Origin of the sequence: Mycolicibacterium austroafricanum, from assembly GCF_902705885.1 — a bacterium.
Lineage (GTDB): Bacteria > Actinomycetota > Actinomycetes > Mycobacteriales > Mycobacteriaceae > Mycobacterium > Mycobacterium vanbaalenii_A.
In genome coordinates, this window is sequence record NZ_CACSIP010000012.1 from 295,796 (window position 1) to 322,199 (window position 26,404).

The window sequence follows — 26,404 nt, forward strand, 5'->3', positions numbered from 1 at the left end:
CGACGAAGAAAGTCGCCAGGAGATGAATGTGTCTGTCAAGACCGACCGGAAACTCGACGACGAGACTTCCGACGCCGCACCCGAGGGTGACGAGGCCACACCCGAGGCTGCACCCGATACCGAGGCTGGCGACGACGGAGCCGACGACGGCACGGAAAGCGTGGCAGCCGAACGGAGGCCGTGGCAGCGTCGCTTGGTGGTCGCGGCGGTGGCGGTACTGATCGTCGGCGGATTCGTGACGTCGGGATTCTTGGGGTGGCAACTGTGGCAGGACCGGCAGGTGGCACGTGCTGGGGAGCAGGCGCAGGCGGCTGCGGTCGAGTACGCGCAGGTACTGACGAGCATTGACTCCGCCAGGGTCGACGAGAACTTCGATCGGGTGCTCGACGGCGCGACCGGTGAGTTCAAGGACATGTATTCCGAGTCCAGCGTGGAGTTGCGGCAGTTGCTCATCGACAACGAGGCGGCCGCGCACGGCGTCGTCGTCGAGTCGGCGGTCCAGTCCGAGTCCAAGGATAAAGTGGTGGTGCTGCTGTTCGTGGATCAGTCGGTGTCCAATTCTTCGATTCCCGACCCGCGAATCGACCGAAGCAGGATCAAGATGACGATGGAGTACGTCGACGAACGTTGGCGTGCAGGCAAAGTCGAGCTGCCCTGAGGTGGAATGGTCGATGGTGCGGTTCAGCGGGATGACGGCCACGGTGCTGGCGGCCGGCGTGATTGTGGCACCGACAGCCGCGGCGTCTGCGCAGACTTTCTGCGCGGAACTCGGGGGTGCCTGGAACGGCCAGTACTGTCACACCTCGGTGCTGTCGGACCGAAAGGCGATGCGCGACATCAAGGTGGCGATCCCCGCAGAGGTCGTCGACGACCCGGTGGCCGGACCGGTGGTCCGCAACTACCTGCGCACGCTGGTGGACAACTGGCGGACCGCGGCGGTGAAGATGGTGGCCGACAGCTTCGGCGAAGGCAACTACCAGATCTTCCGACGTGCCGGTGTGATGACCCTGGTCTACCGGGAGACTTATCACGCTGACGGTCCCGACTTCAACAATGCGTACCGCACATTCACGTTCGACACAACCAACGGGCGGCAGCTGCAGCTGGCCGATGTGGTGAAGCCGACTCTTGATCCGTTGGTGGTGATTCCACCGCTGGCGGAGCCGTTCGTGAGGCAGGCGCTCGACGTGGCCCCTCCCCAGCACGAGCCGGGAAGCTACCCGTTTGTCGTCGACCGTTGGACACCGGACAACGTGTACTCCGGCGGTTACAAGGCCTGGGCGCTGACCCCCGATGAGCTGATCCTCTACATGCCGGACTATCCCGTGGGACGCGATTCCCCCACGAACTTCACGCCGGGTGTCATGCAGTGGTCGATGGACGGTGGGACCGTGCAGGCGCATATCCCGCTGGTTGCGCTGGCGCCGGTGCTGCGTCCCGAATTCGGCGGTTCCTGAACATGTTCGGCATTCGAACCCACTGTCTGGTTCTGGTTCTCGTGGTGCTGCTGATGGTGGCGTCACCGGTGAGTTCGGCGGAACCCGGCCAGAACGGAGTCGCTCCGTCGCTGCCGCCTTTCACCCCGTACCCGTCGGACTGGTCGCCTGACTACACGGTGTTCCCGTACGACGTCTGGCGGTCGCGGGTCACACCTGAACAGATCACCGCCCAGCGGGAATCCTGTCAATGGTTCAACGCCCGGTACGACCAGTTGCGGCAACAGGCCTTGGGGTTTCAGCATTTTCTCGGAGACCAGCACGATGACTGGTCGGCGACCGGTGTCCGGGAGGCCGGTGATGTCGTGGCCGCCAACCTCGACCAATCGGCGGCCTTCTTGAACCCCCGCGCGCACACCTTGTTCATCGTGAACTACCCGGATCTGAGCGACTATTCGCCGCTCTTCCACGGCGACTCGATCTACCGGCTGTGGTACCAGCTGACCCAGATCAGCGACAAGATCTCGCGGCGGCTGCCGTCGGGTCAGATCAGCGCCAACACTGCGACCCTGAATGTCTACGGCAGGGCGATCCGCGATTCCGGGGTCTGCGAAGGCGCCTGACTGCGGCGCCGCCGGCCGAGACGAGGCGCGTCCCATAGCCCGGTCCCTGCCACAGCCTTGACATGCTGACACAGATCGCTAGTTTCTGTGTCAGCGATGAGTTCGGGAGGCGCCATGGTTGCGGTCATCAAGGATTCTGCTCAGCAGATCCCGCCCGAGGTCCGGCCGAAGGTGATCAACGAGTTCCGTAAGCACTCGGGCAGCGTCCTGGGTGGTTTCTTCGGTGCCGCGGCTTTCGACGAAGTGGCGCTGGTGCCGGTGGCGGCCGCGGTCGACAAGACCGGACGGTTCGAGTCGAACTTCGCCGATCGTGGTGTGCGCAGCGGGTTCTCGGCATTCCTGGCGATATGGGGTGACGCCACCGATCGCGCCGCCGAGGGGGAGCGGCTCAAGACACTGCATCGTGACGTGCGTGGACGTGGCAAGGGTGAGTTCGCCGACGTGCGCTACAGCGCGCTGGACCCACGGCTGTGGAACTGGATCGCGATCAGCGGGCTGTTCCTGGTGCTCAACTCGTTCACACCGTGCACCGGCATCACGTTGACCGAGGACGAACGTGAGGTCGCCTACCGGCAACTCCTGGAGTCGTTTCGCGCCCTGGAACTGCCGGGCAAGAACGCCAAACTTCCGGCCAGCTACGCCGAGGCCGTCGAGTACTACGAATCCATGGTCGACGGCGAACTGGCCGCGAATCCGTTTCTGCGCCGGGTCACCGAGAACCTGACCCGGTTGCCGCTGCCGACGCTGGTCCTTCCGCCGGCGCTCCGCCTGGCGCTCACGCCGTCCTGGCTGGTGCTTCGTCCGCTGGCCGGACGTGTGGTCAAGGTGTGCTCGTTCGGCATCCTGCATCCAGGGGTGCGTGAACTCACCGGGTTCGAATGGCAGAGCCGCCATGACCGGGAGTTCGCCCTCTACAGCCGGCTGCTACAGCTGGCGTGGCGGACCCTCCCGGATCGAGTGTTGCTGATTCCGTTGGCCCGCAACCGCATCGAGTACGAGAAGTTGGTGCGACTGCATCGTTCGGTGGGGCTCGAGTCGTTCGCCCCGCCTGCGGGCAGCTGCCCGGCCGGCTGACACGGGCCGGTTCATGCGACGACTTCGCAACACCGACAGCCGCACCGAACAGGAGTCGGCGATTCTCAAGGCGGCCGCCGAAGAGGTCGCGTTGGTCGGGATCGGCCGCCTGAGTATGGACGTGGTGGCCCGCCAGGCCGGGGTCAGCCGCAGCACGCTGTACCGGCGGTTCCCCAGCCGCGACGCGTTGATCACCGAACTGGGCCGCCAGACCTTCGAGTTCGCGATGGCGCGGCTGCAGACTGTCGCGATCGACTCGGGACCGCAGGCCGCCTCGGTGGCCGCGTTCCGCGAGGGGGTCCGGCTGCTCACCGGCGAACCGGTGATGCGCCGGTTTCTGCAACTCGACGGTGAGTTCACCGCGACCACCGAGATGGTCGCCGAGGCACGGCTGTTCCTGGTCAGCGCGGCGACGGCGATGGCCAAGGCGCTGCGGGCGGCCGGTGCGACGATGTCCGACCACGAACTGATGGCCGTCGCCGAGGTGCACATCCGCCTGGCGGCGTCGCTGGTTCAGGTCAACACCGACGTCCTCGATGTCACCGACGACGACGCGGTGGCGCGGTACGCGAAGACCTACCTGGCACCACTGGTGCACTGACACGAATGAACCTTCACATAATCAATCCAGTCATGGACAAAACGTCCATATTCACCTCGACCAGCCCGCATATATGGATGAAACTGTGAGTCACATCTGGATGATTGAGCGAAACCGGACAGCGATGCGTGTCGGCGTGGCACGCTTCTGACCATGGCTGATCTGCCCGCTCCCCGATTCCTCGACGACCGCGTAGCGCACTGGGCCGCCACCACGCCCGATGCCGAAGCCATGGACTACCTCGACCGGTCCTGGACCTGGGCGCAGTGGAACGACCGCGTGCGCCGGCTGGCCGGTGCGCTCACCGAACGCGGCGTCCAGCGTGGGGACGTCGTCGCTTTCCTGGACAAGAACCACCCGGCGTGCGTGGAGCTGACGTTCGCCGCGGCGTCGCTCGGCGCCGCCAACGCGATCGTCAACTTCCGGCTGGCCGCCGACGAGCTCGACTACGTGCTCAACGACTCGGGTGCCAAGGTGCTCATCGTCGGAACGGAGTTCAAACCCGCAATCGACAAGATCCGCGACAAGCTCACCAGCCTCGAGCACGTCATCGCCATCACGCCCGAGGGCGACGACGAGTACGAGGCGATGCTGGAAGCGGCGACGCCCGCCGAACGCGGCGACGACGTCGACCCTGATGACGTCGCCATCATCATGTACTCCTCGGGCACCACCGGGCGGCCCAAGGGCGTCGAGCTCACCCAGGCCAACATGATCGCCCACACCGTCAACGCCCACGAGGGCTTCGAGTTCGACGAGGGCGACAAGAACATGGTGTCGATGCCGCTGTTCCACGTGGGCGGCTCGTCGTACGTGCAGTTCGGCATCCACGACGGCGTTCCGAGCGTGATGACCCGCGACGTGGACGGCGCTGCGCTGGCCGGGGCTATCCTCAAGGGCGCCAACCGAACCTTCTTGGTCCCCGCGGTGCTGGCCAAGGTGCTCGAATCCGGCGAGGACGCGGTCAAGTTGTTCAGCGCGCTCAAGACCTACGGCTACGGTGCGTCGCCGATGCCGCTGCCGCTGCTGCGGGCGGCACTCGAAGCCTGGCCGAACACCGACTTCATCCAGGCTTACGGGCTCACGGAGCTGTGTGGGGTGATCAGCCATCTGATGCCCGAGGCGCACCGCGCCAAAGACCATCCGGAGCGGTTGACGAGTGCGGGCACCCTGGTGCCCCAAGCCGAGGTCCGCGTCGTCGACCCGGACACCCTCGACGATGTCCCCGCCGGTGAGCAGGGTGAATTGTGGTTCCGCTCACCGCAGTTGATGAAGGGCTACCACAACAAGCCCGAGGCCACCGCCGAGGCGATCACCGACGACGGCTGGTTCCGCACCGGCGACGTCGGCCGCGTCGACGAGGGTGGCTACATCTTCGTCGAGGACCGGCTCAAGGACATGATCATCTCCGGCGGCGAGAACATCTACTCCATCGAGGTGGAGCGGGTGCTCGCCGAGCACGAGGCCGTGGTGGAGGTCGCGGTCATCGGTGTGCCCGACGAGCGATGGGGCGAGGTCGTCAAAGCGGTGGTCGTGGTCGAGTCGGAGGTCTCCGAATCGGACCTGATCGCGTTCGCCCGCGAGCGGCTGGCCGCCTACAAGTGCCCCAAGACCGTCGACATCACCGACGAGTTGCCGCGCAACCCCACCGGCAAGATCCTGAAAAAGGATCTGCGCAAACCACATTGGGAGGGGCGCGACCGCGCGACGGTTTAGGCCTCGATCGGTACCGCGACCTCGTTGCGGCGCCGGAACGGCAGCGTCCACGGCGGGTCGTAGAACCACGCCACCGCCTCACCAACCGCTTCGATACCGTTGTCGCGCAAGGCTTTGTGCAACCGTTCGGTGGCGGCGGCGACGGCCCTCGGGCCGCGGTCGCCGCTGAACCGCAGCACTGCCACCGTCTCCGCGGGCACCGGGACCAGCCGCACCGCGTCGTCGTCGGGCTTCGGCAGGGTTTCCATCGACCACTTCGACGGCATGAAGAAGCGCACCGTCCAGCCGTCCTCGGCACTGCCGGTCTGGGAGACCGGTGCGGTCATCGCGATGTCCTGACCCGCAGACTGCTGGCTGACCGGTGCGGTCATCGCGATCTCGGTGTCGTGGTGGTTGCCGCCGAAGATGTAGCCCGCGAGCCGGCGGAAGCCGGTGTTCAGCGCGGCCTGCTTCTCGCCGGCGACGGTGGTCTCGGCGGCGATGCGCGGTCCGTACTGTCGGATCTCCACGCCGTCGGTCAACGGCCGTCGCAGGTGGTGCGGTTCCTCGGTGCCGACCCGGATCCCGACGATCGACAACACGGACTCCCCGACCTGCCCGGCGATCTTGATGATGCGGTTCATGTCAACTCTCCTTTCTCGACAGGCTGGCAACTCGCAGCCCACCTGCGGAACCCTCGCCCGGTGGGGTATTCGTCGCCGGGGCCGGTGCGGATGGGTTGTAGATCGCTGTGGCCGGGATCAGACGACTCGCCGAGTCCACTGCGTGATGAGGCGCCGCCGATGCTCGACCTCGGCGTCACTGGTGCCGGCCGATATCGACGCCGTCATCTCGTCGATCGCCTCGACGTAGCGTCCGTCGCGGGCCAGCAACTCGGCGCGCACCGCATGCCAGCGGTTGTCGGGCTCGAGTTCGGTCAGTGCGGCCAGACCCGCCGACGTTCCCTGGGCCTCTGCCACCGCGACGGCCCGGGCGAGTCTGGCGGAGGGACTGTGGTGCACGCCGACGAGCAGGTCGTAGAGCCGCACGATCTCGGTCCAGTCAGTGTCCCGGTAGGACGCCGCGGTGGCATGTTCAGCCGCGATCGCCGCTTGCAACTGGTAGGGGTCACCGATACCGCCGGAGCGCCGCAACGAAGCTGCCAGCAACGAGCGTCCTTCGTCGATCGCCGCGGCGTCCCACGCCACCCGGTCCTGCTCGGCCAGGACCACCGGATTGCCGTCGGTGTCGGTGCGGGCGCTGCGACGGGCCTCGGTCAGCAGGATCAGGGCAAGCACCGACATCGGTGCCCCTTCGTCGGGCATCAGCGCGCAGACCAGCCGTGCCAGCCGGACCGCTTCCCGGCAGCCGTCCACATCGCTGAGCTCGCGGCCGGCGGTCGCGCTGTGGGCGCTGGTGTACAGCGTGTAGACCACTGCGCACACCGCCGAGAGGCGTTGCGGCAGCTCGTCGCTCGACGGCACCTGATAGGGGATCGCGGCGCGCGCGATCTTGGCGCGGGTCCGGGTCAACCGCTTGGCCACCGCGGACTCGCTGCTCAGCAACACCGCGGCGATCTGGGCGGGCGACAGTCCGCACAGCACCCGCAGGGCGAGTGTCACCTGGGCTTCGAGAGCCAGTGCGGGGTGGGCGCAGGTGAACAGCAGCCGCAGCATGTCGTCCTCGACCACAGGCCCGGGTGGTGGCTCGTCGTCGAAGTGCAGGTCCATGGCGGCACGCTCCTTGGCGGTCCGAGAGCCCTCGCGGCGGATGACGTCGATGGCCGCCCGCCGGGCGGTGACGGTCAGCCAGGCGCGTGGCGATTCGGGCACCCCGGTGACCGGCCACTGCCGCAATGCGCGGGCAGCGGCCTCCTGCACGGCGTCCTCGGCGAGGTGCAGGTCGCCGAGGACCCGGGTGAGGGTGGCCAGGATGTGCGCACCCTCGACCCGGATCGTCTCGGCCAACCGACTCTCGGCTGTGCTCACCCCGCGAACTCGATGACCGGACGCACCTCGACCGCACCTCCCCACGCTGCGGGAATCTCGGCGGCCATCCGCAGGGCCTCGTCGAGGTCGGCGGCCTCGATCAAGAAGAACCCGGTGAGCGCTTCCTTGGTTTCGGCATAGGGCCCGTCGCTGAGGACGACGTCACCGCCGCGAGCGCCGGTGACCCGCACGGTGGTGGCGGTCGAGGTCGGGTACAGCGCGGCGCCTCCGCGGATCGAACCGCCGTGTGTCGCCCCGAACTCGCGGTATTCGGCCATCTCGGCCGCCTGCTCGGGGGCAGTCCAGTCGACGTCTGCGGTGTAGGTGAGTGCGGCGTACTGAGGCATGTGCGTTCTCCTTCTGATGGGGTGACCCGTTTGTGGAATCACATCAAGAAGACGAACGGGACGCACCGAAAAGGACATCCTCGTGCGGTGTGACTCCCGCGCGCGTTCGGCGGACCGGTCAGCCGGCGTTGGTAGCGTGTGGGAACGGGCGTCCGGTCCGAACCGGGGCCCACCGATGAAGACGACCAGAAGCCGTGGGCTGCAATGAGTGTTGACGATGTCGACGTACTGGTGACCGCACACGGGGCGGTGGAGTTGTCCGACCTGCTCGAGCGGCTTCACGTCGTCGCGCTGCCGATGCGGGTGCGCTTCCGCGGCCTCACCACCCGCGAAGTGGCGTTGATCGACGGCCCTGCCGGATGGGGGGAGTTCGGGGCCTTCGTCGAGTACGAGCCGGCCGAGGCCGCCCAATGGCTGGCCGCGGGCCTGGAGGCGGCCTACGGCACTCGGCCCGAGGTCCGTCGGGACCGCATCCCGATCAACGCCACGGTGCCCGCCGTCGCGGCCGCCGAGGTCGCCGGGGTGCTCGACCGCTTTCCCGGCGCGCGGACGGCGAAGGTGAAGGTCGCCGAACCCGGACAGTCGCTGGCCGACGACGTGGCCCGGGTCAACGCGGTACGTGCGCTGGTGCCGACGGTGCGGGTCGACGCCAACGGCGGCTGGGATGTCGACGCCGCCGTCGCTGCGGCGCGGGCGCTCACCGCCGACGGACCGCTGGAGTATCTCGAGCAGCCCTGCAGGACCGTCGGTGAGCTGGCCGAGGTCCGGCGTCGCGTCGACGTTCCCGTCGCCGCCGACGAGAGCATCCGCAAGGCCGAGGACCCGCTGCACGTGGTCCGCTGCGGGGCCGCCGACGTCGCGGTGCTCAAGGTGGCGCCGCTGGGTGGTGTTCACGCCATGCTGGCCATCGCCGGTCAGATCGACATCCCGGTCGTCGTGTCCAGCGCCCTGGACTCCGCGGTGGGGATCGGCGCCGGGCTGGTCGCCGCCGGTTGCCTGCCTGACCTGCCCTATGCGTGTGGCCTGGGCACCGGGGGGTTGTTCGTCGACGACGTCGCCGAGCCGGTACCACCGGTCGACGGCCACCTGCCCGTGACGACCGTGACACCCGACCCGGCGCGACTCGAAGCGCTGGCAGCGCCGCCTGCGCGCAGGCAGTGGTGGATCGAGCGCATCCGCGCCTGCCACCCCTTGTTGTCCTGATCTGTGGGATACATGGCCTGGACGCCATGGGCTGACTGGCCAACACTGGGTGCATGCGGCGCACGGTGCTCATCCTCGGCTTCGAAGGTGTGCAGGCTCTCGACATGGTGGGCCCGTTCGAGGTGTTCACCGGGGCATCGCAGTATGTGCGCACGCACGGCGGCGATGAGGGATATGACGTGCGCATCGTGTCGTCGGGTGGGGCCCCGGTCAGCACGGGCACCGGGCTGACGCTGGTCGCCGCGCCGCTGCCGGACCCCGGCGAGGCGGTGGATACCCTGGTTCTGCCCGGTGGCTGGGGTACCGAGACCGCCCGCAACGACGCCGAGTTGATCGACTGGATATCGACGGTGGCAGGTCATGCCCGCCGCGTGGTCAGCGTCTGCACCGGGGCGGTGCTGGCTGCTGCGGCCGGTCTGCTCGACGGCTGCGTGGCCACCACCCACTGGGCGTTCGCCCCGCAGCTGGCCGCCGAATTCCCGTTGGTCACCGTGGATTCCGATCCGATCTTTGTCCGCAGTTCCGAGAAGGTGTGGACCGCTGCCGGGGTCACCGCAGGTATCGACCTGGCGCTGTCGCTGGTCGAGGATGACCACGGTACCGAGGCCGCACAAACCGTCGCCCGTTATCTGGTGATGTACCTGCGTCGCCCGGGCGGACAGACCCAGTTCGCCGCACCGGTGTGGATGCCCCGCGCCCGTCGCACCCCGATCCGCGACGTGCAGGAAGCGATCGAGGCCGAACCCGGAGGGGCACACAGCATTTCCGAGCTGGCCCGCCGCGCGGCGATGAGCCCCAGGCACTTCACCCGGGTGTTCACCGAGGAGGTCGGCGAAGCGCCCGGCGCCTACGTCGAACGGATCCGCACCGAGGCCGCTCGCCGCCAACTCGAAGAAAGCGGGGACACCGTGACGGTCATCGCCGCGCGGTGCGGCTTCGGTTCGGCGGAGACGTTGCGCCGCAACTTCGTTCGCCGCCTCGGTATCTCTCCAGATCAGTACCGCAAGACATTCGCCTGACTCGACAAGGAGATCGACCATGCAGATCGCGATCATGCTGTACCCGGGATTCACCGCGCTGGACTTCATCGGCCCCTACGAGAGCCTGCGTTACCTGCCCGACGCCGAGGTCCGGTTCGTGTGGCACCAGCCCGGTCCGATCGCCGCGGACTCGGCGGTGCTGCTCGTCGGTGCCACCCATTCGTTCGACGAAACCCCCTCGCCGGACGTGGTGCTGATCCCGGGCGGCTTCAGCACCGTCGAGCACGCCCGCGACCCGAAGGTGCTCGACTGGGTGCGCACCGCGCATCAGACCTCGACGTGGACGGCGTCGGTGTGCTCGGGTTCGCTGATCCTGGCCGCCGCGGGCCTGCTGGAGGGCAAGCGGGCCACCTCCCACTGGGCGGCGTTGCCGGTGCTGCGCACGTTCGGCGCGCAGCCCGTCGGCGACGAGCGCATCGTCTCCGCCGACGACAAGACCGTCACCTGCGCCGGGGTGTCGGCCGGTATCGACCTCGGGCTGTGGCTGGCAGGCCGCATCGGCGGCGAGGGCAAGGCCAGGGCCATCCAGCTGTCCATGGAGTACGACCCGCAACCGCCGTTCGACTCCGGCCACATGTCGAAGGCCTCGGCGAGCACCAAGGCGCTGGCCACCGCGATGATGTCCAAGGAGCTGGCAAAACCTGCAGCACTGGCGGCGAGCACCGGACTGTTGTGGGACGCGGCCCTGCGCACCGTGCGATCCCGGCGTGCTCGTCGCCGGTCAGCGACGATGATCACGCCGAAGTCGCCGACCGGATGACCGCGATGACCCGCTCCGGGTACTCCACCAGGTCCAGCCAGGTGAACCGCAGCACCTGCCATTTCAGCAGCACGATGCCGTTCTGACGGACCCGATCCACCTGGAACTCCTCGACACGGCTGTGGAAGGCGAAGCCGTCGACCTCGATGGCCACCTTCTGCCGGGGGAAGCCGACGTCGACCCGGTAGCCGCCGACGCGGTAGTTCGCCTTCCAGCCGGTGATACCGGCCTCGCGCAGCAGCCCGTGCAGCAGTCGCTCGGCCTCGGAACGAGCGCCGCTGTCCGCTGCCCGGAGCAACCGCCGGGCTCGGGGTGCACCGTGCCTGCCCTTGTGGCGGAGGTGAGCCTGCCACAGCGTCGGCAAGTCGACCCGGGTCTGCAGCGCCCAATCCATCAGCTTCGCGCCGCCACCACCGATGGCAGCGGCCTCGACGACGGTCAGAGGCAGATTGGTCACGCGCATCCCCTTGATCTCGGTGACATCCGAGCGGTGGAGGTCCCGCCGTCGTGGTCGGCAGCCCTGGCGTTTGCGGCCGTTGCTGTCCCGCGGCAGGGTCACTTCGACCACTTCAGGCGCGAACTTCGTGAGGCCGTGCCACCACGCCGCCGTCAGCCCGCTGCCGACGGCTCGCGGGCCGTAACCCCAGACCGCCGCACGGACGCGGGCGGCGTCGGTGAACGGCCGGTCGTCGGCGAAGTACACGCCGCGGGCGCAGCGCACCCAGCGGCCCGACGTGATGCGGCGTTGGATGCCGGAGTGGCTGAGGCCGGCTGCGCGCGCCTGTTCGAGCGTGATGACACCGTCGTGGCGTCGCAGATACCCGTCGAGCATGCTGTTCGGACGCAGCCGCCGCCCGGCAGGTTCCGTTCCCCGTGACTTCGGCGTGTTTGTCGTCGCTGAGCGGCGATATTCACGCCGAAACAACGCCTGCAGTAGCCTCTGCGGGGTGAATTTGGCATATGACGACCGCGGCGCGGGGGAGCCGGTGCTGTTCATCGCAGGTCGTGGCGGCGCAGGGCGCACCTGGCACCTGCATCAGGTACCGGTGTTCACCCGTGCCGGCTACCGCTGTGTGACATTCGACAACCGCGGGGTCGGCGCCACCGAGAACGCCGAGGGGTTCACCACCGAGACGATGGTCGGCGACGTCGCCGATCTGATCGAGAAGCTCGACCTCGGCCCGGCCCGGATCGTCGGGGTGTCCATGGGCTCCTACATCGCCCAGGAGCTGATGGTGGCCCGGCCGGAGCTGGTGCGATCGGCGGTGCTGATGGCCACCCGCGGCCGCCACGACCGCTCGCGCGACTTCTTCTGGAAGGGCGAGCTGGCGCTGGCGGAGTCCGGCGTTCAGCTCCCCGTCGAGTTCGAGGCGAAAGTCCGCCTGCTGGAAAGCTTTTCGCCGAAGACGCTGAACGACGACAGCGCAGTACGCGACTGGATCGACATGTTCACGATGTGGCCGCAGAAGCCGACCCCCGGCATGCGGACCCATCTGACCATCGCCCCGCGGGAAAGCCGCCTGGCCGCTTACCAGAATGTGACCACCCCGGCGCTGGTCATCGGTTTCGCCGACGACGTGGTGCTGCCGCCCCATCTGGGCCGGGAGGTCGCCAACGCGCTGCCCAACGGGCGTTTTCTGGAGATTCCCGGCGCCGGGCACCTCGGGTTCATCGAGAAGCCCGAGGTGGTCAACACCGCGATCCTGAAATTCTTCGCCGATAGTCTGTAGGGATGAACCCCTCGACCGCGCAGTCCCGGGTGGTCGTCGACGAACTGATCCGCGGCGGTGTCCGCGACGTGGTGTTGTGCCCGGGGTCGCGCAACGCCCCACTGGCGTTCGCGCTGCACGACGCCGACCGCGCGGGCCGGCTGCGGTTGCATGTGCGCATCGACGAACGCACGGCCGGCTTCCTGGCGATCGGCTTGGCCGCCGCCGAGCGGGCGCCCGTCTGTGTGGCCATGACGTCCGGGACCGCGGTGGCGAACCTGGGCCCGGCGGTGGTGGAGGCCAACTACGCCCGGGTGCCGCTGATCGTGCTCTCGGCCAACCGGCCTTACGAACTGCTGGGCACCGGCGCCAACCAGACATTCGAGCAGCTGGGTTACTTCGGCACCCAGGTGCGTGCCAACATCAGCCTCGGCCTGGCTCCCGATCTGCGTGGTGGGGTTTCCGGCGAACTCGACACCTTCAACGCGCAGTGGCGGTCGGCGACGTGCCGGGTTCTGGTGGCGGCCATGGGATCTCGGTCGGCAAACGCCGGACCTGTGCAGTTCGACATTCCGCTGCGCGAGCCGCTGGTGCCCGCCGCCGACGACGTTGACGAGCCAGGCCGGCTGTATGCCCCAGAAGGCCGTCCCGACGGGAGGGCGTGGACCTACACGCCGCCGGTGACGTTCGACCAGCCGCTGGACATCGACCTGACGGCCGACACCGTGGTCATTGCTGGGCACGGCGCAGGTGTGCATCCGAATCTGGATCATCTGCCGACGGTCGCTGAGCCGACCGCGCCGCCCGCGGGCAACCCACTGCATCCGTTCGCGCTGCCGCTGCTGCACCCGAAGCAGGTCATCATGCTGGGCCGCCCGACCCTGCACCGACCGGTGTCGGCGCTGCTGGCCGACTCCTCGGTGCCGGTCTTCGCGCTGACCACCGGCCCGCGCTGGCCCGACGTATCGGGCAACTCGCAGGCGACCGGCACACGCGCAGTCACCACCGGCACGCCGTCGCCGGACTGGCTCCGTCGCTGCAAGGAGGGCAATCACCATGCCGTCAGCGCCGTGCGCGAGCAGCTGGCTGCCCATCCGTTGACCACCGGCCTGCATGTCGCCGCGGCGGTGGCGGATGCGGTGCGCCCGGGCGACCAGCTGGTGCTGGGTGCGTCGAACCCGGTCCGCGACATCGCCCTGGTGGGGTTCGACGCCACCGGTGTGAAGGTGCGCTCCAACCGCGGCGTGGCGGGGATCGACGGAACGGTGTCCACCGCGATCGGGGCTGCGCTGGCGTTCGAACGCGCCGGCGGGGGCCGCACCATCGCGCTTCTGGGGGACCTGACGTTCGTGCACGACAGCTCGGGGCTGTTGATCGGGCCGACGGAGCCGACACCACGCAATCTCACCATCGTGGTGTCCAACGACAACGGCGGCGGCATCTTCGAGCTGCTGGAGCAGGGTGATCCGAGGTTCGCCGACGTGTCGTCACGCATCTTCGGCACTCCCCACGACGTCGATGTCGGTGCGCTGTGCCGCGCCTACCACGTGGAGAGTCGGCAGATCGAGGTCGGCGAACTCGACGACGCGCTCGACGAGCCGGGTGACGGCATGCGGGTGTTGGAGGTGAAGGCCGACAGGTCGTCGTTGCGGGCGTTGCATGCGTCGATCAAGGCTTCACTGTGAGCGAAGCGAACAAGACGGCTCGGGTGAGCGAAGCGAACAAGACGGCTCGGGTGAGCGAAGCGAACAAGACGGCTCGGGTGAGCGAAGCGGCCAGCGCAGCGTTCGCTCGATTGAAAGCGTTGTGGCGTCTGATCATTCCGCACCTTTACGGTGAGCCGGGAGAGACGCGCGGCGGCCGCATCGTGCGGCGTATCCGGATCGGCATCGTGGTGGCGGCATGCCTGGTGACGTTGCAGTCGGTGCTGCTGGTGGCCGGTGCCTGGCGCAACGACCAGCAGATCGAACGTCACCTCGGGGTAGCCGAAGCCAACGTGCTCGACGCCGGCCCGCGACGGTCGACCATCGAGTTCGTCACGCCCGACCGGGTGACCTATCGTCCCGAACTCGGCGTGCTGTACCCGTCGGAGCTGGAACCCGGGATGCGCATCTATGTCGAGTACGACACCAACAACCCGGATCTGGTGCGGGTACGGGACCGCGATGCCTCGCTGGCGGTCGTCCCCGCGGGATCGATCGCGGTCGTCGGGTGGCTGGTCGCAGGTGCGGCGCTGGGCATGACCGCGATGTTGGAACGGCGCCTGGATCGACGCGACGTGACGGTCTAGTCAGGACGTGACGAGTTCGTCGAGCCAGTCGTCGTCGTAGATGTCGAGCTTCTCGCCGGCCTGCAAGTCGTAAACCGTTGGGGTGCCGGTCTGCAGCGGATCGATGTCGAACAGGTAGCCGAAGTTGGCTTCCTCCATCTCGGCGACGTCGACAGCTTCTCTATCACCTGCGACGGAATCGGCTACGGTGTCGGACATCCCCGCGGCGGACGCCATCTCGCGGAGTTCATCCGCGGTGAACGGCTGCCCACCGGAATCCTGGCTGGCCCAGAGCTCTTCGACGAAGCGCTGAAACTGGGAGCCGTCGGCCGCCGCTCCGGACACCGGCGGTTGTGTGGCCAGGAACATCGCGTTGGCGACCTTCGACGAGTATCCGTCGTAGTCGTCGTCCATGAAGGTCAGGGGACGGTAGGTGACCTGCAGGCTGCCGACGCTGATCAGGTAGGCCAGCTGGTCACCGAAGTCGGCTTGCAGGTCGGCGCAGTGACGGCACTGCGGTTCGGTGAAAATCTCGATCTGTGCGGGCGCGTCGTCGAACCCGGCGACGATCCCGTACCCGTCGGAGGCCACGCTCAGGGGCACCCTGGTGGGGTCGGGAAGGGCGGTCCCGGTGATCTCATTGGCGCAGCCGACGACCGCGAGCAGCAGCCCGAGGATTCCGATGACCACCGTCGTCCTGGAAATCCGCATGTCGAGAGAGTAGTTGCGCCCGGCAATTCGTGTGGCATATCCCTTCTGGCAACCTCGCCGACAGATGGTGATGTCACTGTCCCAGTGTGCGGGTCGCGATCGTCGCAGAATCATTCCTCCCGAATGTCAACGGCGTCACCAACTCGGTGCTCCGGGTGATCGAGCATCTTCGCCGTACCGGCCATGAGGTGTTGGTCATCGCCCCGGACACCCCGCGCGGGCAGGCTCCCGCCGACAGGGTGTACGAGGGTATCCGCGTCCACCGGGTGCCGTCGCGGATGTTCCCCAAGGTGACTTCACTGCCGCTGGGTGTGCCGCGGCCGCGGCTGGTCGGCGTGCTGCGCGGGTTCGACCCCGACGTGGTCCACCTTGCTTCGCCTGCGCTTCTCGGCTACGGCGGTCTACACGCCGCGCGCTATCTGGGCGTGCCGACGGTCGCGGTGTTCCAGACCGACATCGCGGGCTTCGCGAGCAGCTATGGCATCGGGATCGCCTCACGTGCGGCGTGGGCGTGGACCCGACATCTGCACAAGCGGGCTGACCGCACTCTGGCTCCGTCCACATCAGCGATGGAAGATCTTGCTGCGCATCGTATTCCGCGGGTTCACAAGTGGGCGCGCGGGGTGGATGTGACGGGCTTCGCGCCTTCGGCGCGCGATGAACGGCTGCGCCGGTCCTGGTCTCCGGACGGCAAGCCGGTCGTCGGGTTTGTCGGGCGCCTCGCGCCCGAGAAGCATGTGGAACGACTGGCGGCGCTGGCCGGTCGCGATGATCTGCAGCTCGTTATCGTGGGCGACGGCGTCGATCGGGACAAGCTCCAAACCGTGCTTCCCCGTGCGGTTTTCACGGGATCCCTGTACGGCGACGCTCTGGCCACCGCGTACGCCAGCATGGACGTCTTCGTGCACCCCGGCGAGCATGAGACGTTCTGCCAGGCGGTGCAGGAGGCGATGGCCTCGGGGCTGCCGGTCATCGCGCCCGATGCCGGCGGCCCTCGTGACCTCGTCGCGCCGTACCGCACCGGCCTGTTGCTGCCCGTCGGTGAGTTTGAAGCGCGGTTACCGGAGTCGGTCGACCATCTGGTGGCCGAACGCCGTCGCTACTCGCTGGCGGCCCGCCGCAGTGTGCTCGGCCGGACCTGGCCGGTGATCTGCGACGAACTGGTCGCCCACTACGACGAGGTGCTCGGGTTCGGCGCCGCGAAAGCGGCGTGACCCCTGGGTCCACACTCAGCCGCGGTGCGGGACGAACTCCTGCGCCTTGGTCTTGGTTCCCTGGACCATCAGATGCCAGGCGGCGGGATCGCCCTTGAGGATCGAGGAGGTCAGCTCCTTGGCCTGTTCGTAGGTGGCGTGCGGCGGTATCGGCGGCACCTCGGGGTCACACCGGAAGTCCAGCACCACCGGTCCGTCGGCGGACAGCGCCTGATCCCAGGCGGAGCCGATGTCGTCCTCGTTGTCCACGGCGATGGCCTGCAGTCCCATCACGCGGGCCACCTCGGCATAGGACACTTCGGGAATGGTCTGCGATTCCTCGAACTTCGGTGCGCCGCCCATGGCTCGCAGTTCCCAGGTGACCTGGTTGAGGTCGTTGTTGTGGAACACGCAGATGATCAGCCGCGGATCCGTCCATTGCTCCTGGTAACGCCTGATGGTCAGCAGTTCGGCCAAACCGTTCATCTGCATCGCGCCGTCGCCGACCATGGCGATCACCGGCCGGTCGGGATGGGCGAACTTGGCGCCGATCGCGTACGGCACCCCGGGGCCCATGGTGGCCAACGTGCCTGACAGCGACCCGCGTACTTCGTTGCGGAAACGCACGCAGCGCGCATACCAGTTGGTCGAGGACCCGGAGTCGGCCGTGACGATCGCGTTGGCAGGCAGCCGTTCGGACAGTTCCCAGGCGACGCGCATCGGGTTGACCGGCTTGGCGGACAGCATGCTCTGCCGCTCGATGGTTTCCCACCAGCGGGCGACGTTCTTCTCGATCGTCTCCTGCCACGACCGGTCTTCGTTGCGTTCGAGCAACGGAATCAGCTTGTCCAACGTGGACGCCGCGTCGGCGACGATGTTGAGTTCGGTCGGGTAGCGCATGCCGATCGCGGTGCCGTCGATGTCGATCTGGATACCGCGTGCCTTCCCGAAGTCCGGCAGGAACTGGCTGTACGGGAAGTTGGAGCCGACGATCAGCAGGGTGTCGCAGTCGCGCATCAGTTCGTAGCTGGGTCGGGTGCCCAGAAGTCCGATCGAACCGGTGACATACGGCAGGTCGTCGGAGAGCACATCCTTGCCCAGCAGGGCCTTGGCCACGCCGGCGCCGGTGAGTTCGGCGACCTGTTGAACCTGGGTGGCAGCCGAGCGCGCACCCTGCCCGATCAGGATGGCCAGTTTGCTTCCGGCGTTGATGATGTCGGCGGCCCAGCGCACCTGGTCATCGTGGGGCACCACAATCGGGTGCTCATAGCCCGGAGTACTCGACGGCACATGCTTGAATTTGTGTCCCGGCGCCTCGTAAGGCTGTTCCTGCAGGTCAGATGGGATGATAATGGCCGTCGGCGCGCGCCGGGTTAGCGCGGTTCGGATGGCGCGGTCCAGCGCGTTGGGTAGCTGACTCGCCACGTTGACCTCGACCAGGTACTCGCTTGCAACGTCCTTGTACAGCGCTTGGAGGTCGATCTCCTGCTGGTAGCTGCCGCCCATGGCGCTGCGCGCGGTCTGCCCGACGATCGCCACCACTGGGACACGGTCGAGTTTGGCGTCGTACAGACCGTTGAGCAGATGCACCGCCCCCGGTCCCGAGGTGGCCATGCAGACGCCGACGCGACCGGAGAACTTCGCGTAGCCCGTTGCTTCGAACGCGGCCATCTCCTCATGCCGGGCTTGGACGAACTGCGGCTTGTTGTCGGCTCTTCCGAAGGCGGCCACCAGGCCGTTGATTCCGTCACCAGGGTAGGCGAACACTTGCTCGACGTTCCATTCGCGCAAGCGCTTCACCAGGAAGTCCGCCACGTCTTCTGCCATATTCCTCCTCCGCGGTGTGGGGCGCACCAGTTAGTGCGCCGCTTCGCTTCCGGGCGAGTACCCGGGTCCGCAGGCTCGAAACAGCAAGCAGGAGTGCTAAAACGTGGCCACGATTCCACTCGCTTCCGATGTCGATCCAGGGCTGATCGAACTCCGCAGTCAGTTGCGTACGCGCAATGGATTCCGGTAGCAAGGAGAGATGCAGCGCATCGGCCGATCAGGACGACGCGGGCCAGAGCAGTGTCAGGACGCTGGCTTCGTCGTTGGTCTCGTCCGCCGCTTCGGCGAACGCGGCGAGCGCACCGGCGAGTGCGTCGCGTTCGGCGGCCGCCATCCGGCGCAGGATCCGCTGGATGGCTGTCCTGCGCCGCCGGGTGACGTTCTCCACCAGTCGGCGTCCGGGCAGGGTCAGGGTGAGGACGATGTTGCGGCGGTCCACCTCGGAGGGCCGGCGGTCCAGCAAGCCCTCTTTGATGAGTCGATCGCACGTGCGGCTGGCGTTGGACGGGTTGACGTCCAGACCGGCGGCGACCGAGGCGAGATTCATCGGGCCGCGGGTGTAGACCATGACAAGCACCCGGAACTGCGGAACCGTGACGACGTCGTCGACACCGGCCATCGACGCCGCGGCGATGCCGACCAGCGCACGGGACGCCACCAGGACGGCGTCAACCTGCTCGGGCGCCGGGGTATCGGTCGGGGTGCGCGCTCGGCGCTGCTGAGCCATGTCGTGGATTCTGCTCAAGGACCTTTATGTGCGGCAAGCGAGTGCGCCGGAACAGCGACGAACGGAGGAGCGACATGACACCGCCCCACTCCACAGGCAGGGTGAAACTGGCAGAACGAGCGCTGAAATCGCGCGCCTTGATGCGTGCACCCATCTGGGTCTACCGCGCCGGTCTCGGCTTTGTTTTCGGCCACCGCATGTTGCTGCTCGAGCACAAGGGCCGTAGGACCGGCGCCGCCCGGTTCGCCGTGCTCGAGGTTCTCGGGCATCCGGCACCGGATCGTTATCTGGTGGCGTCGGGATTCGGTGAGCGGGCGCAGTGGTTCCAGAATGTGCTGGCGGAGCCGAACGTCAGGATCTCGACCGGATTTCGCCGGGCGGTACCCGCCGAAGCCCGTCGCCTCACCACCTCCGAGGCGGATGCCGCGCTCAAGGCGTACGTCACCCGACATCCACGTGCCTGGGCCAAGTTGGGGCCGACGTTGGAGAACACGCTGGGACGTCCGATCGAACTCCACGACACTGCCCTGCCGATGGTCGAATTCCACCTCGGCTAAACCGCGTCGCGGCGTCAGCCCTGCGCTTCGACCGCCACCGGCTGCCATTGCTCCCAGGTCGCGAGCCGGTTCTCGTAGTCGGCCTTGGCCAGTTGCAGCGGCACCGCGCCGAAGAACACCCGCAGCGGTGGTTGCGGCGCGTCGACGACCTTGAGAATCGCGCGGGCCGACGCCCGCGGATCCCCGGGCCGCGCCGAGCGCGACGCCCGCCGCTGGTCGGACTGGGCATGCGCCTGCGCGTAGTCGGGCAGCGCCTCGGCGCGCTTGGCCGACGGGCCCGCCCAGTCGGTGGAGAAGCCACCGGGTTCGATCAGCGTGACGTGCACTCCGAAGGGCGCCACTTCCTGGGAGAGGGCCTGGGAGAAACCTTCCAGCGCCCACTTCGACGCGTGGTACATGCCTACATCGGGGAAGGCCGTGATGCCGCCGATCGAGGACACCTGGACGATGTGTCCACTGCGCTGCGCCCGCAGGTAGGGGAGCGCGGCCTGGGTGATCCACAGCGCACCGAACACGTTGGTCTCGATCTGTGCGCGCGCCTCGGATTCGGAGAGTTCCTCGATGAACCCGAACTGCCCGTAGCCGGCGTTGTTGACGACGATGTCGAGCCGACCGAAATGCTCGTGGGCCTGCTGGACTGCGGCGAAGTCGGCTGCCCGGTCGGTGACGTCCAGCGTGATCGGAAGCAGCGCGTCGCCGAACTCGGCGACGAGGTCGTCGAGGGTGGACACGTCGCGTGCGGTGGCGGCGACCTTGTCGCCGCGCTGCAGCGCGGCGATCGTCCATTCGCGTCCGAAGCCGCGGGAGGTGCCGGTGATGAACCAGATCTTTTCGGTCATGGGTGGATCAATGCGCACGGCGCCGCCGTGCATTCCCATCACAAGCAGGTTCACAGGTAGCGTCGGTCGGGTGAATCGCGCGTCGCTGGAGAAGGATCCCCATGAGGTCGCGTCGATGTTCGACGGCGTCGCACGCCGTTACGACCTGACCAACACCGTGCTCTCGCTGGGCCAGGACCGGTTCTGGCGCCGTGCCACCCGCGAGGCGTTGCGGATCGGGCCGGGCGACAAGGTGCTCGATCTGGCGGCCGGCACCGCTGTGTCGACCGAGGAGCTGGCGGCTTCGGGTGCGTGGTGTGTGGCCGCGGACTTCTCCGTCGGCATGCTCGGCGCGGGTGCGGCCCGCCGGGTGCCGAAGGTGGCGGCCGATGCCACCCGGCTGCCGTTCGACAACGGGGTGTTCGACGCGGTGACGATCAGCTTCGGCTTGCGCAACGTCGTCGACCACTCCGCGGGGTTGCGGGAGATGGCCCGGGTGACGCGCCCGGGTGGACGGTTAGTGGTCTGCGAGTTCTCGACGCCGACCAACACGCTGTTCTCCACGGTGTACAAGGAGTATCTGATGCAGGCGCTGCCCCGGATCGCCCGCGCGGTGTCGTCGAACCCCGACGCCTATGTGTATCTGGCGGAGTCGATCCGGGCGTGGCCGGAGCAGCCCGAGCTCGCGCGGCGCATCGGTGCGGCCGGCTGGACCGACGTGCGGTGGCGCAACCTGACCGGCGGCATCGTCGCGCTGCACGCCGCCACCAAGCCGCACTGACTCCGTTCCGCGAGCGCGCGGGTCTGCACACCGACACGCCGCGCCGGCCGTACATTCGCGCGCGTTCGTCGCCCGCGAAAGCGCCCCTTCGGCACCCGGAACAGCGCTACCGTCACGACCATGCCGCAGGGACGACACGCAGACCCCGACGCCACGCTGGGCTCTGACCCGCGCTCGGATCCTCGCATGGTCGAGGCATTCTCCCGATTCGGTTTGGAGGGGCGGATGCCGTCGAGCGGGCTGACCGTCGACTCGCCGCTGGAAGAGCGGCACGCGTTCGCGGCCATGAGCGAAGAAGCCATCGGCGCGATCTTCGAAACGCTGGCCACCGACGTCACCGAACCCGACGGTGTGTTGTCCACCACGACAACCATCACCGGTGTCGATGGCAACGACATCACGCTGTACATCAGCAGGCCTGATGACGCTGATGGCCCGCTACCGGCCATCCTGCACCTGCACGGCGGCGGAATGGCGATCGGCAGCGCCACGGACCTCTGCTACGTGCGGCTGCGTGGACATCTCGCCGCGACCGGGCTCGTCGTCGTCGGGGTCGAATTCCGCAACTCCAGCGCCAAACTCGGCTCGCATCCGTTCCCGGCAGGGCTCGACGACTGCGCGTCGGCCGCCCATTGGGTCAGCGCCAACCGCCGCGACCTCGGCATCAGCCACATCGTCGCCTCCGGGGAATCCGGTGGCGGCAACCTGACACTGACTTTGGCGCACAAGGCGAAACGGGAGGGTTGGGTCAACGAGATCGCAGGCTTCTACGCGCAATGCCCGTTCATCTCGAACCGGTGGCTCGACCAGTGCGACGATCTGCCCTCGCTCGAGGAGAACGACGGATACTTCATCAGTCGCGAACAGGCCGCACTGCTGGGATCGCTTTATGATCCCGACAGCGCACATGCCGGCGATGCCACCTGCTGGCCCGCGATGGCCACCGACGACGAGCTGAAAGAGCTTCCTCCACATGTGATCTCGGTCAACGAGCTCGATCCGTTGCGCGACGAAGGCCTGCAGTACTACCGTCGGCTGCTGCGTGCCGGGGTGCCTGCTGTCGGACGGGTGGTGGCCGGCACCTGTCACGGCGGGGACCTGCTGTTCGGCAGCGCGATGCCGGAGGTGTTCGGTGCCAGCGTCCGCGACGTCAGCGGCTTCGCGCGCTCGCTGGCCTAGGTTCGGCGAGCGAGCGTGTCTGCACCTCGACGCGCCGCAGTAGACGTACCAACGCGCACCCTCGCGGCGCTCGACAGTGTCAGCAATGTTCCCACTGCCGCGCGGACTGACCGCCGACGTCCGGATCGTGGATCTGCTGGAAATTGCGCCCGCCTCGACCGAAGGTGGCGATGACCGCGGGAGGCGTCGCGGACTCGACGATCGGGGCGGTCAGCCACCGGCATGCCCGGACGTGGACCAGGTCGACGTCCTCGCCTTCGGCGTCGTAGAAGTACGGCCCGTCGAGTCGGCCCAGCCAGTACAGCCCGGCGGCGTCGCGGGTCCACACGAACGACCCGTCGGGCACGTCGGCGAAGCGCTCGACGCGGCGGGCCAGCCGCTCCGGGTCACGATCACCGCCGAAACCGCACAGCCCCAACGCGTGTGCCCGCTCGATCGCACCCTGCGGATCCACGTCGTCACGGCGCGAGCGCAACGGTGCCCGGTACACGGACGTCACGCTCGCCCCACGATGAACGCGCGCAAATGCACACCGATAGCGGCGCGCCGGTGTACAAACACGCGCGCTCGCGGAACTCGCGGAGCGAAGGCACCTGTCATGTGAAGGGGCGGCGCGCGTCGACCCGGCCCGAGAGCCGGCCCGCCCCGCGCCACACCCGGGCCACCGCGTCGGCGTCCTCGTCGGTGACGAAGTTGCCCATCACCCGCACCGCGATCTTCATCAACGCCGACGACCGCATCGCCAGCGGCCCGGCCGCCGGCAGGAACCGCGGGAATGTCAACAGCAGCGCCAGCCGGCGTGCCACCGAGAACCCCCGCGCGTAGTGCTCGTGCAGCACCGTCGGCCACGCACCCGAATAGTCGTCGAGCCCCAGCAGGTCCACCGCCAGCCTGCCGGTCTCCAGCCCGTAGTCGATGCCCTCGCCGTTGAGCGGGTTCACACACGCCGCGGCGTCGCCGATCAGCATCCAGTTGCGCCCGGCGACCCCGGAGACGGCGCCGCCCATCGGCAGCAGAGCCGACAACCCGGCCCGCGGCTGCCCGTCGAAGCCCCACTCCTCGCGGCGCAGATCGGTGTAGTAGCTCATCAGTGGGCGCAGCGCCGCGTCGGCGGGCCGTTTCGAGGTGGCCAGCGCCCCGACGCCGATGTTCACCTCGCCGTTGCCCAGCGGGAAGATCCAGCCGTACCCGGGCAGCACCTCACCGTCGGGAGAGCGCAGCTCCAGGTGGGAGGTGATCCACGGTTCGTTGCTGCGCGGGGTGGCGATGTAACCGCGGATCGCCACCCCGTAGACCGTCTCCTTGTGCCATTCGCGGCCGAGGATGCGGCCCAGCGTGGAGCGGGCGCCGTCGGCGACGATCAGGTCGGCGCACCGGACCATCTCCCCGGAGGCAAGCACCACACCCGTCACCCGGCCCGACGGATCACGTTCGACGTCCACGGCCTTGGCGCCGAGCTTCATCTTCGCGCCGTCGTCGACGGCGACCAGACGGATCCGCTCGTCGAGCTCGGTGCGCGGTACCGCGCTGCTCGACGGTGGGAACGACGGACCCGGCCACGTCACCTCGACGTCCGCGCCGAACCCCGACATCCGCAACCCGCGGTGGGCGATCTTGTCCTCCAGCCAGGAGCCCAGCCCCAGCCGTCGCAGTTCGGCGACGGCGCGGGGCGTCAGCCCGTCACCGCACGCCTTGTCTCGCGGGAACTGGGCGGAGTCGATCACCAGCACGTCGCGCCCGGAGCGCGCCGCCCACGCCGCCGCCGCCGATCCGGCGGGCCCGGCCCCGACCACCACTACGTCAGCGCTGCTCGACGCCTGGTTCGCCTCGCCCGCCGGACTGTCCACGTCTCCCAGTATGTTGGCAGTGTGAGGACACCGGCGAACGTGGTGGCGGGAGTGGACTTCGGGGACCCCCGGTTCGCGCAGGACGTCCGAGACGGAGTGGCCCGCATCGAGGCGCTGATGTCCGAGGAGCTGGGCCGGGCCGACTCACTGATGGCCGAGGCCGTCAACCATCTGTTCCAGGCCGGCGGCAAACGGTTCCGGCCGCTGTTCACGGTGCTGTCCGCGCAGCTGGGGCCTGACCCCGACGCCTGGCAGGTCACCGTCGCCGGCTCGGTGATCGAGCTGGTGCACCTGGCGACGCTGTACCACGACGACGTGATGGACGAGGCGCAGATGCGCCGCGGAGCGCCCAGCGCCAACGCCCGGTGGGGCAACAACATCGCGATCCTGGCCGGCGACTATCTGTTCGCGACGGCGTCGCGGTTGGTGTCCAAGCTGGGTCCGGAGGCGGTGCGGATTATCGCCGACACCTTCGCGCTGCTGGTGACCGGCCAGATGCGGGAGACCCGCGGCACGGCCGACCACGTCGACTCGGTGGACCACTACCTCAAGGTGGTCTACGAGAAGACGGCGTGTCTGATCTCGGCCTCCGGCCGGTTCGGGGCGACGTTCTCCGGCGCCGACGCCGACCAGGTCGAGCGGCTGGCCCGGCTCGGTGGAATCGTGGGCACGGCCTTCCAGATCTCCGACGACATCATCGACATCGACAGTGACCCCGACGAGTCGGGGAAGGTGCCCGGCACCGACCTTCGCGAAGGTGTGCACACGCTTCCGGTGCTGTACGCGCTGCGCGAGACCGGCCCGGACGCCGAACGGTTGCGTGAACTGTTGGCCGGCCCGGTCAACGACGACGACGACCTGGCCGAGGCGCTTCGGCTGTTGCGCGCCTCACAGGGCATCGCGAAGGCCAAGGAGACGGTGGCGGGGTATGCCAAGCAGGCTGAGGTGGAGCTGGCGCAGCTTCCCGATGGGCCGGGGCGTCAGGCGTTGGCCACGTTGGTGAACTACACCATCACCCGGGACGGCTGAACCCCGAAGGAACCAGCAGGTGCCACCTGGGCGTTGACTACAGCGATGACTCTCGCAGCTTTCGCGAGTCGGCAGCTTTTCAAGGAGGAGCCACGATGACTTGGCATCCACACGCCAACAGGGCGAAGACGTTCCTGTTGCTGGTGGTGTTCTCGGGTCTGATCGTCGGTGTCGGCGCCATGTTCGGGCGCAACATCATGTTCCTGGCGGTGCTGTTCGCCGTCGGCATGAACGCCTATGTGTACTTCAACAGCGACAAGATGGCGTTGCGCGCGATGCACGCCCAGCCCGTCACCGAGATGCAGGCGCCGGTGATGTACAAGATCGTCCGCGAGCTCGCGACGACAGCCCGGCAGCCGATGCCCAGGCTCTACGTCAGCGACACCGCCGCGCCGAACGCGTTCGCCACCGGCCGCAACCCGCGCAACGCCGCGGTGTGCTGCACCACCGGGATCCTGGGAATCCTCAACGAGCGCGAGCTGCGGGCCGTGCTCGGCCACGAGCTGTCTCACGTCTACAACCGCGACATCCTGATCTCGTGTGTGGCGGGCGCGATGGCCTCGGTGATCACCGCGTTGGCCAACCTGGCGTTCTTCGCGACGATGTTCGGCGGCAATCGGGGCGGCGGAACCAATCCTTTTGCGATCCTTCTGGTTTCGCTACTCGGCCCGATCGCCGCGACGGTCATCCGGCTGGCGGTGTCGCGGTCGCGGGAGTATCAGGCCGATCAGTCCGGCGCCGAGCTCACCGGTGATCCGCTGGCGCTGGCCAGCGCGCTGCGCAAGATCAGCGCCGGGGTGCAGCAGGCGCCGCTGCCGCCGGAGCCGCAACTGGCCGACCAGGCGCACCTGATGATCGCCAACCCGTTCCGCGCGGGCGAGAAGATCGGCAAGCTGTTCTCGACGCACCCGCCGATGGAGGACCGGATCGCCCGGCTGGAAGCGATGGCAGGCCGCGGCCCCTACTGACCTCCGCCGGAACGGTATTCCG

28 protein-coding genes are annotated in these 26,404 nt (G+C 68.0%); 18 read left to right on the plus strand and 10 right to left on the minus strand.

What is annotated here, in order from left to right:
• Window positions 1-22: 22 nt before the first annotated feature.
• The 6 genes from BEMPMBAN_RS10250 to BEMPMBAN_RS10275 all read left to right on the plus strand — a co-directional run bounded on the left by BEMPMBAN_RS10250 (window position 23) and on the right by BEMPMBAN_RS10275 (window position 5,450).
• Window positions 23-658 (plus strand): Rv1363c family protein, encoded by a 636-nt coding sequence (locus BEMPMBAN_RS10250; protein ID WP_200845933.1) that lies wholly within the window; start codon window positions 23-25, stop codon window positions 656-658.
• A gap of 31 nt (window positions 659-689) precedes the next feature.
• The gene (locus BEMPMBAN_RS10255; protein WP_159230344.1) at window positions 690-1,457 is read left to right on the plus strand and encodes a mannan-binding family protein; all 768 of its coding nucleotides are present in this window, start codon (window positions 690-692) and stop codon (window positions 1,455-1,457) included.
• A gap of 2 nt (window positions 1,458-1,459) precedes the next feature.
• Window positions 1,460-2,059 carry a hypothetical protein gene (locus BEMPMBAN_RS10260; RefSeq protein ID WP_159230241.1) on the plus strand — a complete coding sequence of 200 codons (600 nt, stop codon included), beginning with the start codon at window positions 1,460-1,462 and terminating at the stop codon, window positions 2,057-2,059.
• Between the two features lie 114 nt (window positions 2,060-2,173).
• On the plus strand, window positions 2,174-3,133 hold the full coding sequence (locus tag BEMPMBAN_RS10265; protein ID WP_159230345.1) for an oxygenase MpaB family protein: 960 nt from the start codon (window positions 2,174-2,176) through the stop codon (window positions 3,131-3,133).
• A gap of 13 nt (window positions 3,134-3,146) precedes the next feature.
• Window positions 3,147-3,734: a TetR/AcrR family transcriptional regulator gene (locus BEMPMBAN_RS10270; protein ID WP_159230242.1), complete on the plus strand. Its 588-nt coding sequence runs from the start codon at window positions 3,147-3,149 to the stop codon at window positions 3,732-3,734.
• A gap of 153 nt (window positions 3,735-3,887) precedes the next feature.
• Window positions 3,888-5,450 carry a long-chain-fatty-acid--CoA ligase gene (locus BEMPMBAN_RS10275; protein ID WP_159230243.1) on the plus strand — a complete coding sequence of 521 codons (1,563 nt, stop codon included), beginning with the start codon at window positions 3,888-3,890 and terminating at the stop codon, window positions 5,448-5,450.
• Here BEMPMBAN_RS10275 and BEMPMBAN_RS10280 read toward each other — a convergent pair.
• From BEMPMBAN_RS10280 to BEMPMBAN_RS10290, 3 genes are all read right to left on the minus strand, one after another.
• Window positions 5,447-6,073 (minus strand): SOUL family heme-binding protein, encoded by a 627-nt coding sequence (locus tag BEMPMBAN_RS10280; RefSeq protein ID WP_159230244.1) that lies wholly within the window; start codon window positions 6,071-6,073, stop codon window positions 5,447-5,449. The genes BEMPMBAN_RS10275 and BEMPMBAN_RS10280 overlap by 4 nt on opposite strands.
• A 117-nt stretch (window positions 6,074-6,190) precedes the next feature.
• The gene (locus tag BEMPMBAN_RS10285) at window positions 6,191-7,417 is read right to left on the minus strand and encodes an RNA polymerase sigma factor (protein WP_159230245.1); all 1,227 of its coding nucleotides are present in this window, start codon (window positions 7,415-7,417) and stop codon (window positions 6,191-6,193) included.
• Entirely contained in the window at window positions 7,414-7,764 is a 351-nt protein-coding gene (locus BEMPMBAN_RS10290; protein ID WP_159230246.1) for a YciI family protein, read from the minus strand. Before BEMPMBAN_RS10290 ends, BEMPMBAN_RS10285 begins: the two co-directional genes overlap by 4 nt.
• Window positions 7,765-7,968: 204 nt before the next feature.
• Between BEMPMBAN_RS10290 and BEMPMBAN_RS10295 the strand changes: the two genes are divergently transcribed.
• The 3 genes from BEMPMBAN_RS10295 to BEMPMBAN_RS10305 are packed head-to-tail and all read left to right on the plus strand — an operon-like array spanning window position 7,969 to window position 10,767.
• Complete coding sequence (locus tag BEMPMBAN_RS10295; RefSeq protein ID WP_159230247.1) at window positions 7,969-8,967, plus strand: o-succinylbenzoate synthase; 999 nt, start codon at window positions 7,969-7,971, stop codon at window positions 8,965-8,967.
• 53 nt (window positions 8,968-9,020) lie between these two features.
• Entirely contained in the window at window positions 9,021-9,986 is a 966-nt protein-coding gene (locus BEMPMBAN_RS10300; RefSeq protein ID WP_159230248.1) for a GlxA family transcriptional regulator, read from the plus strand.
• Between the two features lie 19 nt (window positions 9,987-10,005).
• Window positions 10,006-10,767 carry a DJ-1/PfpI family protein gene (locus BEMPMBAN_RS10305; RefSeq protein ID WP_159230249.1) on the plus strand — a complete coding sequence of 254 codons (762 nt, stop codon included), beginning with the start codon at window positions 10,006-10,008 and terminating at the stop codon, window positions 10,765-10,767.
• On the opposite strand, the gene BEMPMBAN_RS10310 is transcribed toward BEMPMBAN_RS10305, so the two are convergent.
• Complete coding sequence (locus tag BEMPMBAN_RS10310) at window positions 10,742-11,599, minus strand: type IV toxin-antitoxin system AbiEi family antitoxin domain-containing protein (RefSeq protein ID WP_159230250.1); 858 nt, start codon at window positions 11,597-11,599, stop codon at window positions 10,742-10,744. The genes BEMPMBAN_RS10305 and BEMPMBAN_RS10310 overlap by 26 nt on opposite strands.
• Before the next feature lie 115 nt (window positions 11,600-11,714).
• On the opposite strand from BEMPMBAN_RS10310, the gene BEMPMBAN_RS10315 reads away from it, so the two are divergent.
• The 3 genes from BEMPMBAN_RS10315 (at window position 11,715) to BEMPMBAN_RS10325 (ending at window position 14,766) form a co-directional block, all read left to right on the plus strand.
• Window positions 11,715-12,497: an alpha/beta fold hydrolase gene (locus BEMPMBAN_RS10315; RefSeq protein WP_159230251.1), complete on the plus strand. Its 783-nt coding sequence runs from the start codon at window positions 11,715-11,717 to the stop codon at window positions 12,495-12,497.
• A gap of 2 nt (window positions 12,498-12,499) precedes the next feature.
• Window positions 12,500-14,161 (plus strand): 2-succinyl-5-enolpyruvyl-6-hydroxy-3-cyclohexene-1-carboxylic-acid synthase, encoded by a 1,662-nt coding sequence (gene menD, locus BEMPMBAN_RS10320; protein WP_159230252.1) that lies wholly within the window; start codon window positions 12,500-12,502, stop codon window positions 14,159-14,161.
• A gap of 77 nt (window positions 14,162-14,238) precedes the next feature.
• Window positions 14,239-14,766: a DUF3592 domain-containing protein gene (locus BEMPMBAN_RS10325; RefSeq protein WP_159230346.1), complete on the plus strand. Its 528-nt coding sequence runs from the start codon at window positions 14,239-14,241 to the stop codon at window positions 14,764-14,766.
• Here BEMPMBAN_RS10325 and BEMPMBAN_RS10330 read toward each other — a convergent pair whose 3' ends face one another.
• Complete coding sequence (locus BEMPMBAN_RS10330; RefSeq protein WP_159230253.1) at window positions 14,767-15,456, minus strand: DsbA family protein; 690 nt, start codon at window positions 15,454-15,456, stop codon at window positions 14,767-14,769. It lies immediately after the preceding gene.
• An 86-nt stretch (window positions 15,457-15,542) separates the two neighbouring features.
• Here BEMPMBAN_RS10330 and BEMPMBAN_RS10335 point away from each other — a divergent pair, with 86 nt between their 5' ends.
• On the plus strand, window positions 15,543-16,670 hold the full coding sequence (locus BEMPMBAN_RS10335) for a glycosyltransferase family 4 protein (protein ID WP_159230254.1): 1,128 nt from the start codon (window positions 15,543-15,545) through the stop codon (window positions 16,668-16,670).
• A gap of 15 nt (window positions 16,671-16,685) precedes the next feature.
• Here BEMPMBAN_RS10335 and BEMPMBAN_RS10340 read toward each other — a convergent pair whose 3' ends face one another.
• Both BEMPMBAN_RS10340 and BEMPMBAN_RS10345 read right to left on the minus strand, forming a co-directional pair.
• Window positions 16,686-18,476, minus strand: a complete 1,791-nt coding sequence (locus BEMPMBAN_RS10340; RefSeq protein WP_159230255.1) for a thiamine pyrophosphate-requiring protein — start codon at window positions 18,474-18,476, stop codon at window positions 16,686-16,688.
• Between the two features lie 217 nt (window positions 18,477-18,693).
• Complete coding sequence (locus tag BEMPMBAN_RS10345) at window positions 18,694-19,203, minus strand: MarR family transcriptional regulator (protein WP_159230256.1); 510 nt, start codon at window positions 19,201-19,203, stop codon at window positions 18,694-18,696.
• A 74-nt stretch (window positions 19,204-19,277) separates the two neighbouring features.
• Here BEMPMBAN_RS10345 and BEMPMBAN_RS10350 point away from each other — a divergent pair, with 74 nt between their 5' ends.
• Entirely contained in the window at window positions 19,278-19,760 is a 483-nt protein-coding gene (locus BEMPMBAN_RS10350; RefSeq protein ID WP_159230257.1) for a nitroreductase family deazaflavin-dependent oxidoreductase, read from the plus strand.
• A 14-nt stretch (window positions 19,761-19,774) separates the two neighbouring features.
• On the opposite strand, the gene BEMPMBAN_RS10355 is transcribed toward BEMPMBAN_RS10350, so the two are convergent.
• The gene (locus BEMPMBAN_RS10355; RefSeq protein ID WP_159230258.1) at window positions 19,775-20,599 is read right to left on the minus strand and encodes an SDR family oxidoreductase; all 825 of its coding nucleotides are present in this window, start codon (window positions 20,597-20,599) and stop codon (window positions 19,775-19,777) included.
• A gap of 70 nt (window positions 20,600-20,669) precedes the next feature.
• On the opposite strand from BEMPMBAN_RS10355, the gene BEMPMBAN_RS10360 reads away from it, so the two are divergent.
• Entirely contained in the window at window positions 20,670-21,359 is a 690-nt protein-coding gene (locus BEMPMBAN_RS10360; RefSeq protein WP_159230259.1) for a demethylmenaquinone methyltransferase, read from the plus strand.
• Window positions 21,360-21,479: 120 nt separating this feature from the next.
• A complete protein-coding gene (locus BEMPMBAN_RS10365; RefSeq protein ID WP_159230260.1) occupies window positions 21,480-22,538 on the plus strand; it encodes an alpha/beta hydrolase in 1,059 nt (352 codons plus the stop codon).
• A gap of 79 nt (window positions 22,539-22,617) precedes the next feature.
• Here BEMPMBAN_RS10365 and BEMPMBAN_RS10370 read toward each other — a convergent pair whose 3' ends face one another.
• Both BEMPMBAN_RS10370 and menJ read right to left on the minus strand, forming a co-directional pair.
• Entirely contained in the window at window positions 22,618-23,037 is a 420-nt protein-coding gene (locus BEMPMBAN_RS10370) for a GAF domain-containing protein (RefSeq protein ID WP_159230261.1), read from the minus strand.
• Between the two features lie 97 nt (window positions 23,038-23,134).
• On the minus strand, window positions 23,135-24,385 hold the full coding sequence (gene menJ, locus BEMPMBAN_RS10375; protein WP_159230262.1) for a menaquinone reductase MenJ: 1,251 nt from the start codon (window positions 24,383-24,385) through the stop codon (window positions 23,135-23,137).
• A 21-nt stretch (window positions 24,386-24,406) separates the two neighbouring features.
• Between menJ and grcC1 the strand changes: the two genes are divergently transcribed.
• Together grcC1 and htpX are read left to right on the plus strand one after the other, a co-directional pair.
• Window positions 24,407-25,414 (plus strand): nonaprenyl/(2E,6E)-farnesyl/geranylgeranyl diphosphat synthase, encoded by a 1,008-nt coding sequence (gene grcC1, locus BEMPMBAN_RS10380; RefSeq protein WP_200845934.1) that lies wholly within the window; start codon window positions 24,407-24,409, stop codon window positions 25,412-25,414.
• 95 nt (window positions 25,415-25,509) lie between these two features.
• On the plus strand, window positions 25,510-26,382 hold the full coding sequence (gene htpX / locus BEMPMBAN_RS10385) for a zinc metalloprotease HtpX (protein WP_159230263.1): 873 nt from the start codon (window positions 25,510-25,512) through the stop codon (window positions 26,380-26,382).
• Window positions 26,383-26,404: the final 22 nt, after the last annotated feature.

Coding starts and splice junctions, on each gene's coding strand:
- BEMPMBAN_RS10260 (WP_159230241.1), top strand. CDS start 1,460: ATGTTCGGCATTCGAACCCACTGTCTGGTTCTGGTTCTCGTGGTGCTG.
- BEMPMBAN_RS10300 (WP_159230248.1), top strand. CDS start 9,021: ATGCGGCGCACGGTGCTCATCCTCGGCTTCGAAGGTGTGCAGGCTCTC.
- BEMPMBAN_RS10280 (WP_159230244.1), bottom strand. CDS start 6,073: ATGAACCGCATCATCAAGATCGCCGGGCAGGTCGGGGAGTCCGTGTTG.
- BEMPMBAN_RS10365 (WP_159230260.1), top strand. CDS start 21,480: ATGCCGCAGGGACGACACGCAGACCCCGACGCCACGCTGGGCTCTGAC.
- BEMPMBAN_RS10255 (WP_159230344.1), top strand. CDS start 690: ATGACGGCCACGGTGCTGGCGGCCGGCGTGATTGTGGCACCGACAGCC.
- BEMPMBAN_RS10345 (WP_159230256.1), bottom strand. CDS start 19,203: ATGGCTCAGCAGCGCCGAGCGCGCACCCCGACCGATACCCCGGCGCCC.
- BEMPMBAN_RS10330 (WP_159230253.1), bottom strand. CDS start 15,456: ATGCGGATTTCCAGGACGACGGTGGTCATCGGAATCCTCGGGCTGCTG.
- BEMPMBAN_RS10350 (WP_159230257.1), top strand. CDS start 19,278: ATGACACCGCCCCACTCCACAGGCAGGGTGAAACTGGCAGAACGAGCG.
- BEMPMBAN_RS10275 (WP_159230243.1), top strand. CDS start 3,888: ATGGCTGATCTGCCCGCTCCCCGATTCCTCGACGACCGCGTAGCGCAC.
- menD (WP_159230252.1), top strand. CDS start 12,500: ATGAACCCCTCGACCGCGCAGTCCCGGGTGGTCGTCGACGAACTGATC.
- BEMPMBAN_RS10290 (WP_159230246.1), bottom strand. CDS start 7,764: ATGCCTCAGTACGCCGCACTCACCTACACCGCAGACGTCGACTGGACT.
- BEMPMBAN_RS10310 (WP_159230250.1), bottom strand. CDS start 11,599: ATGCTCGACGGGTATCTGCGACGCCACGACGGTGTCATCACGCTCGAA.
- BEMPMBAN_RS10305 (WP_159230249.1), top strand. CDS start 10,006: ATGCAGATCGCGATCATGCTGTACCCGGGATTCACCGCGCTGGACTTC.
- htpX (WP_159230263.1), top strand. CDS start 25,510: ATGACTTGGCATCCACACGCCAACAGGGCGAAGACGTTCCTGTTGCTG.
- BEMPMBAN_RS10295 (WP_159230247.1), top strand. CDS start 7,969: ATGAGTGTTGACGATGTCGACGTACTGGTGACCGCACACGGGGCGGTG.
- BEMPMBAN_RS10355 (WP_159230258.1), bottom strand. CDS start 20,599: ATGACCGAAAAGATCTGGTTCATCACCGGCACCTCCCGCGGCTTCGGA.
- BEMPMBAN_RS10265 (WP_159230345.1), top strand. CDS start 2,174: ATGGTTGCGGTCATCAAGGATTCTGCTCAGCAGATCCCGCCCGAGGTC.
- BEMPMBAN_RS10270 (WP_159230242.1), top strand. CDS start 3,147: ATGCGACGACTTCGCAACACCGACAGCCGCACCGAACAGGAGTCGGCG.
- BEMPMBAN_RS10250 (WP_200845933.1), top strand. CDS start 23: ATGAATGTGTCTGTCAAGACCGACCGGAAACTCGACGACGAGACTTCC.
- BEMPMBAN_RS10340 (WP_159230255.1), bottom strand. CDS start 18,476: ATGGCAGAAGACGTGGCGGACTTCCTGGTGAAGCGCTTGCGCGAATGG.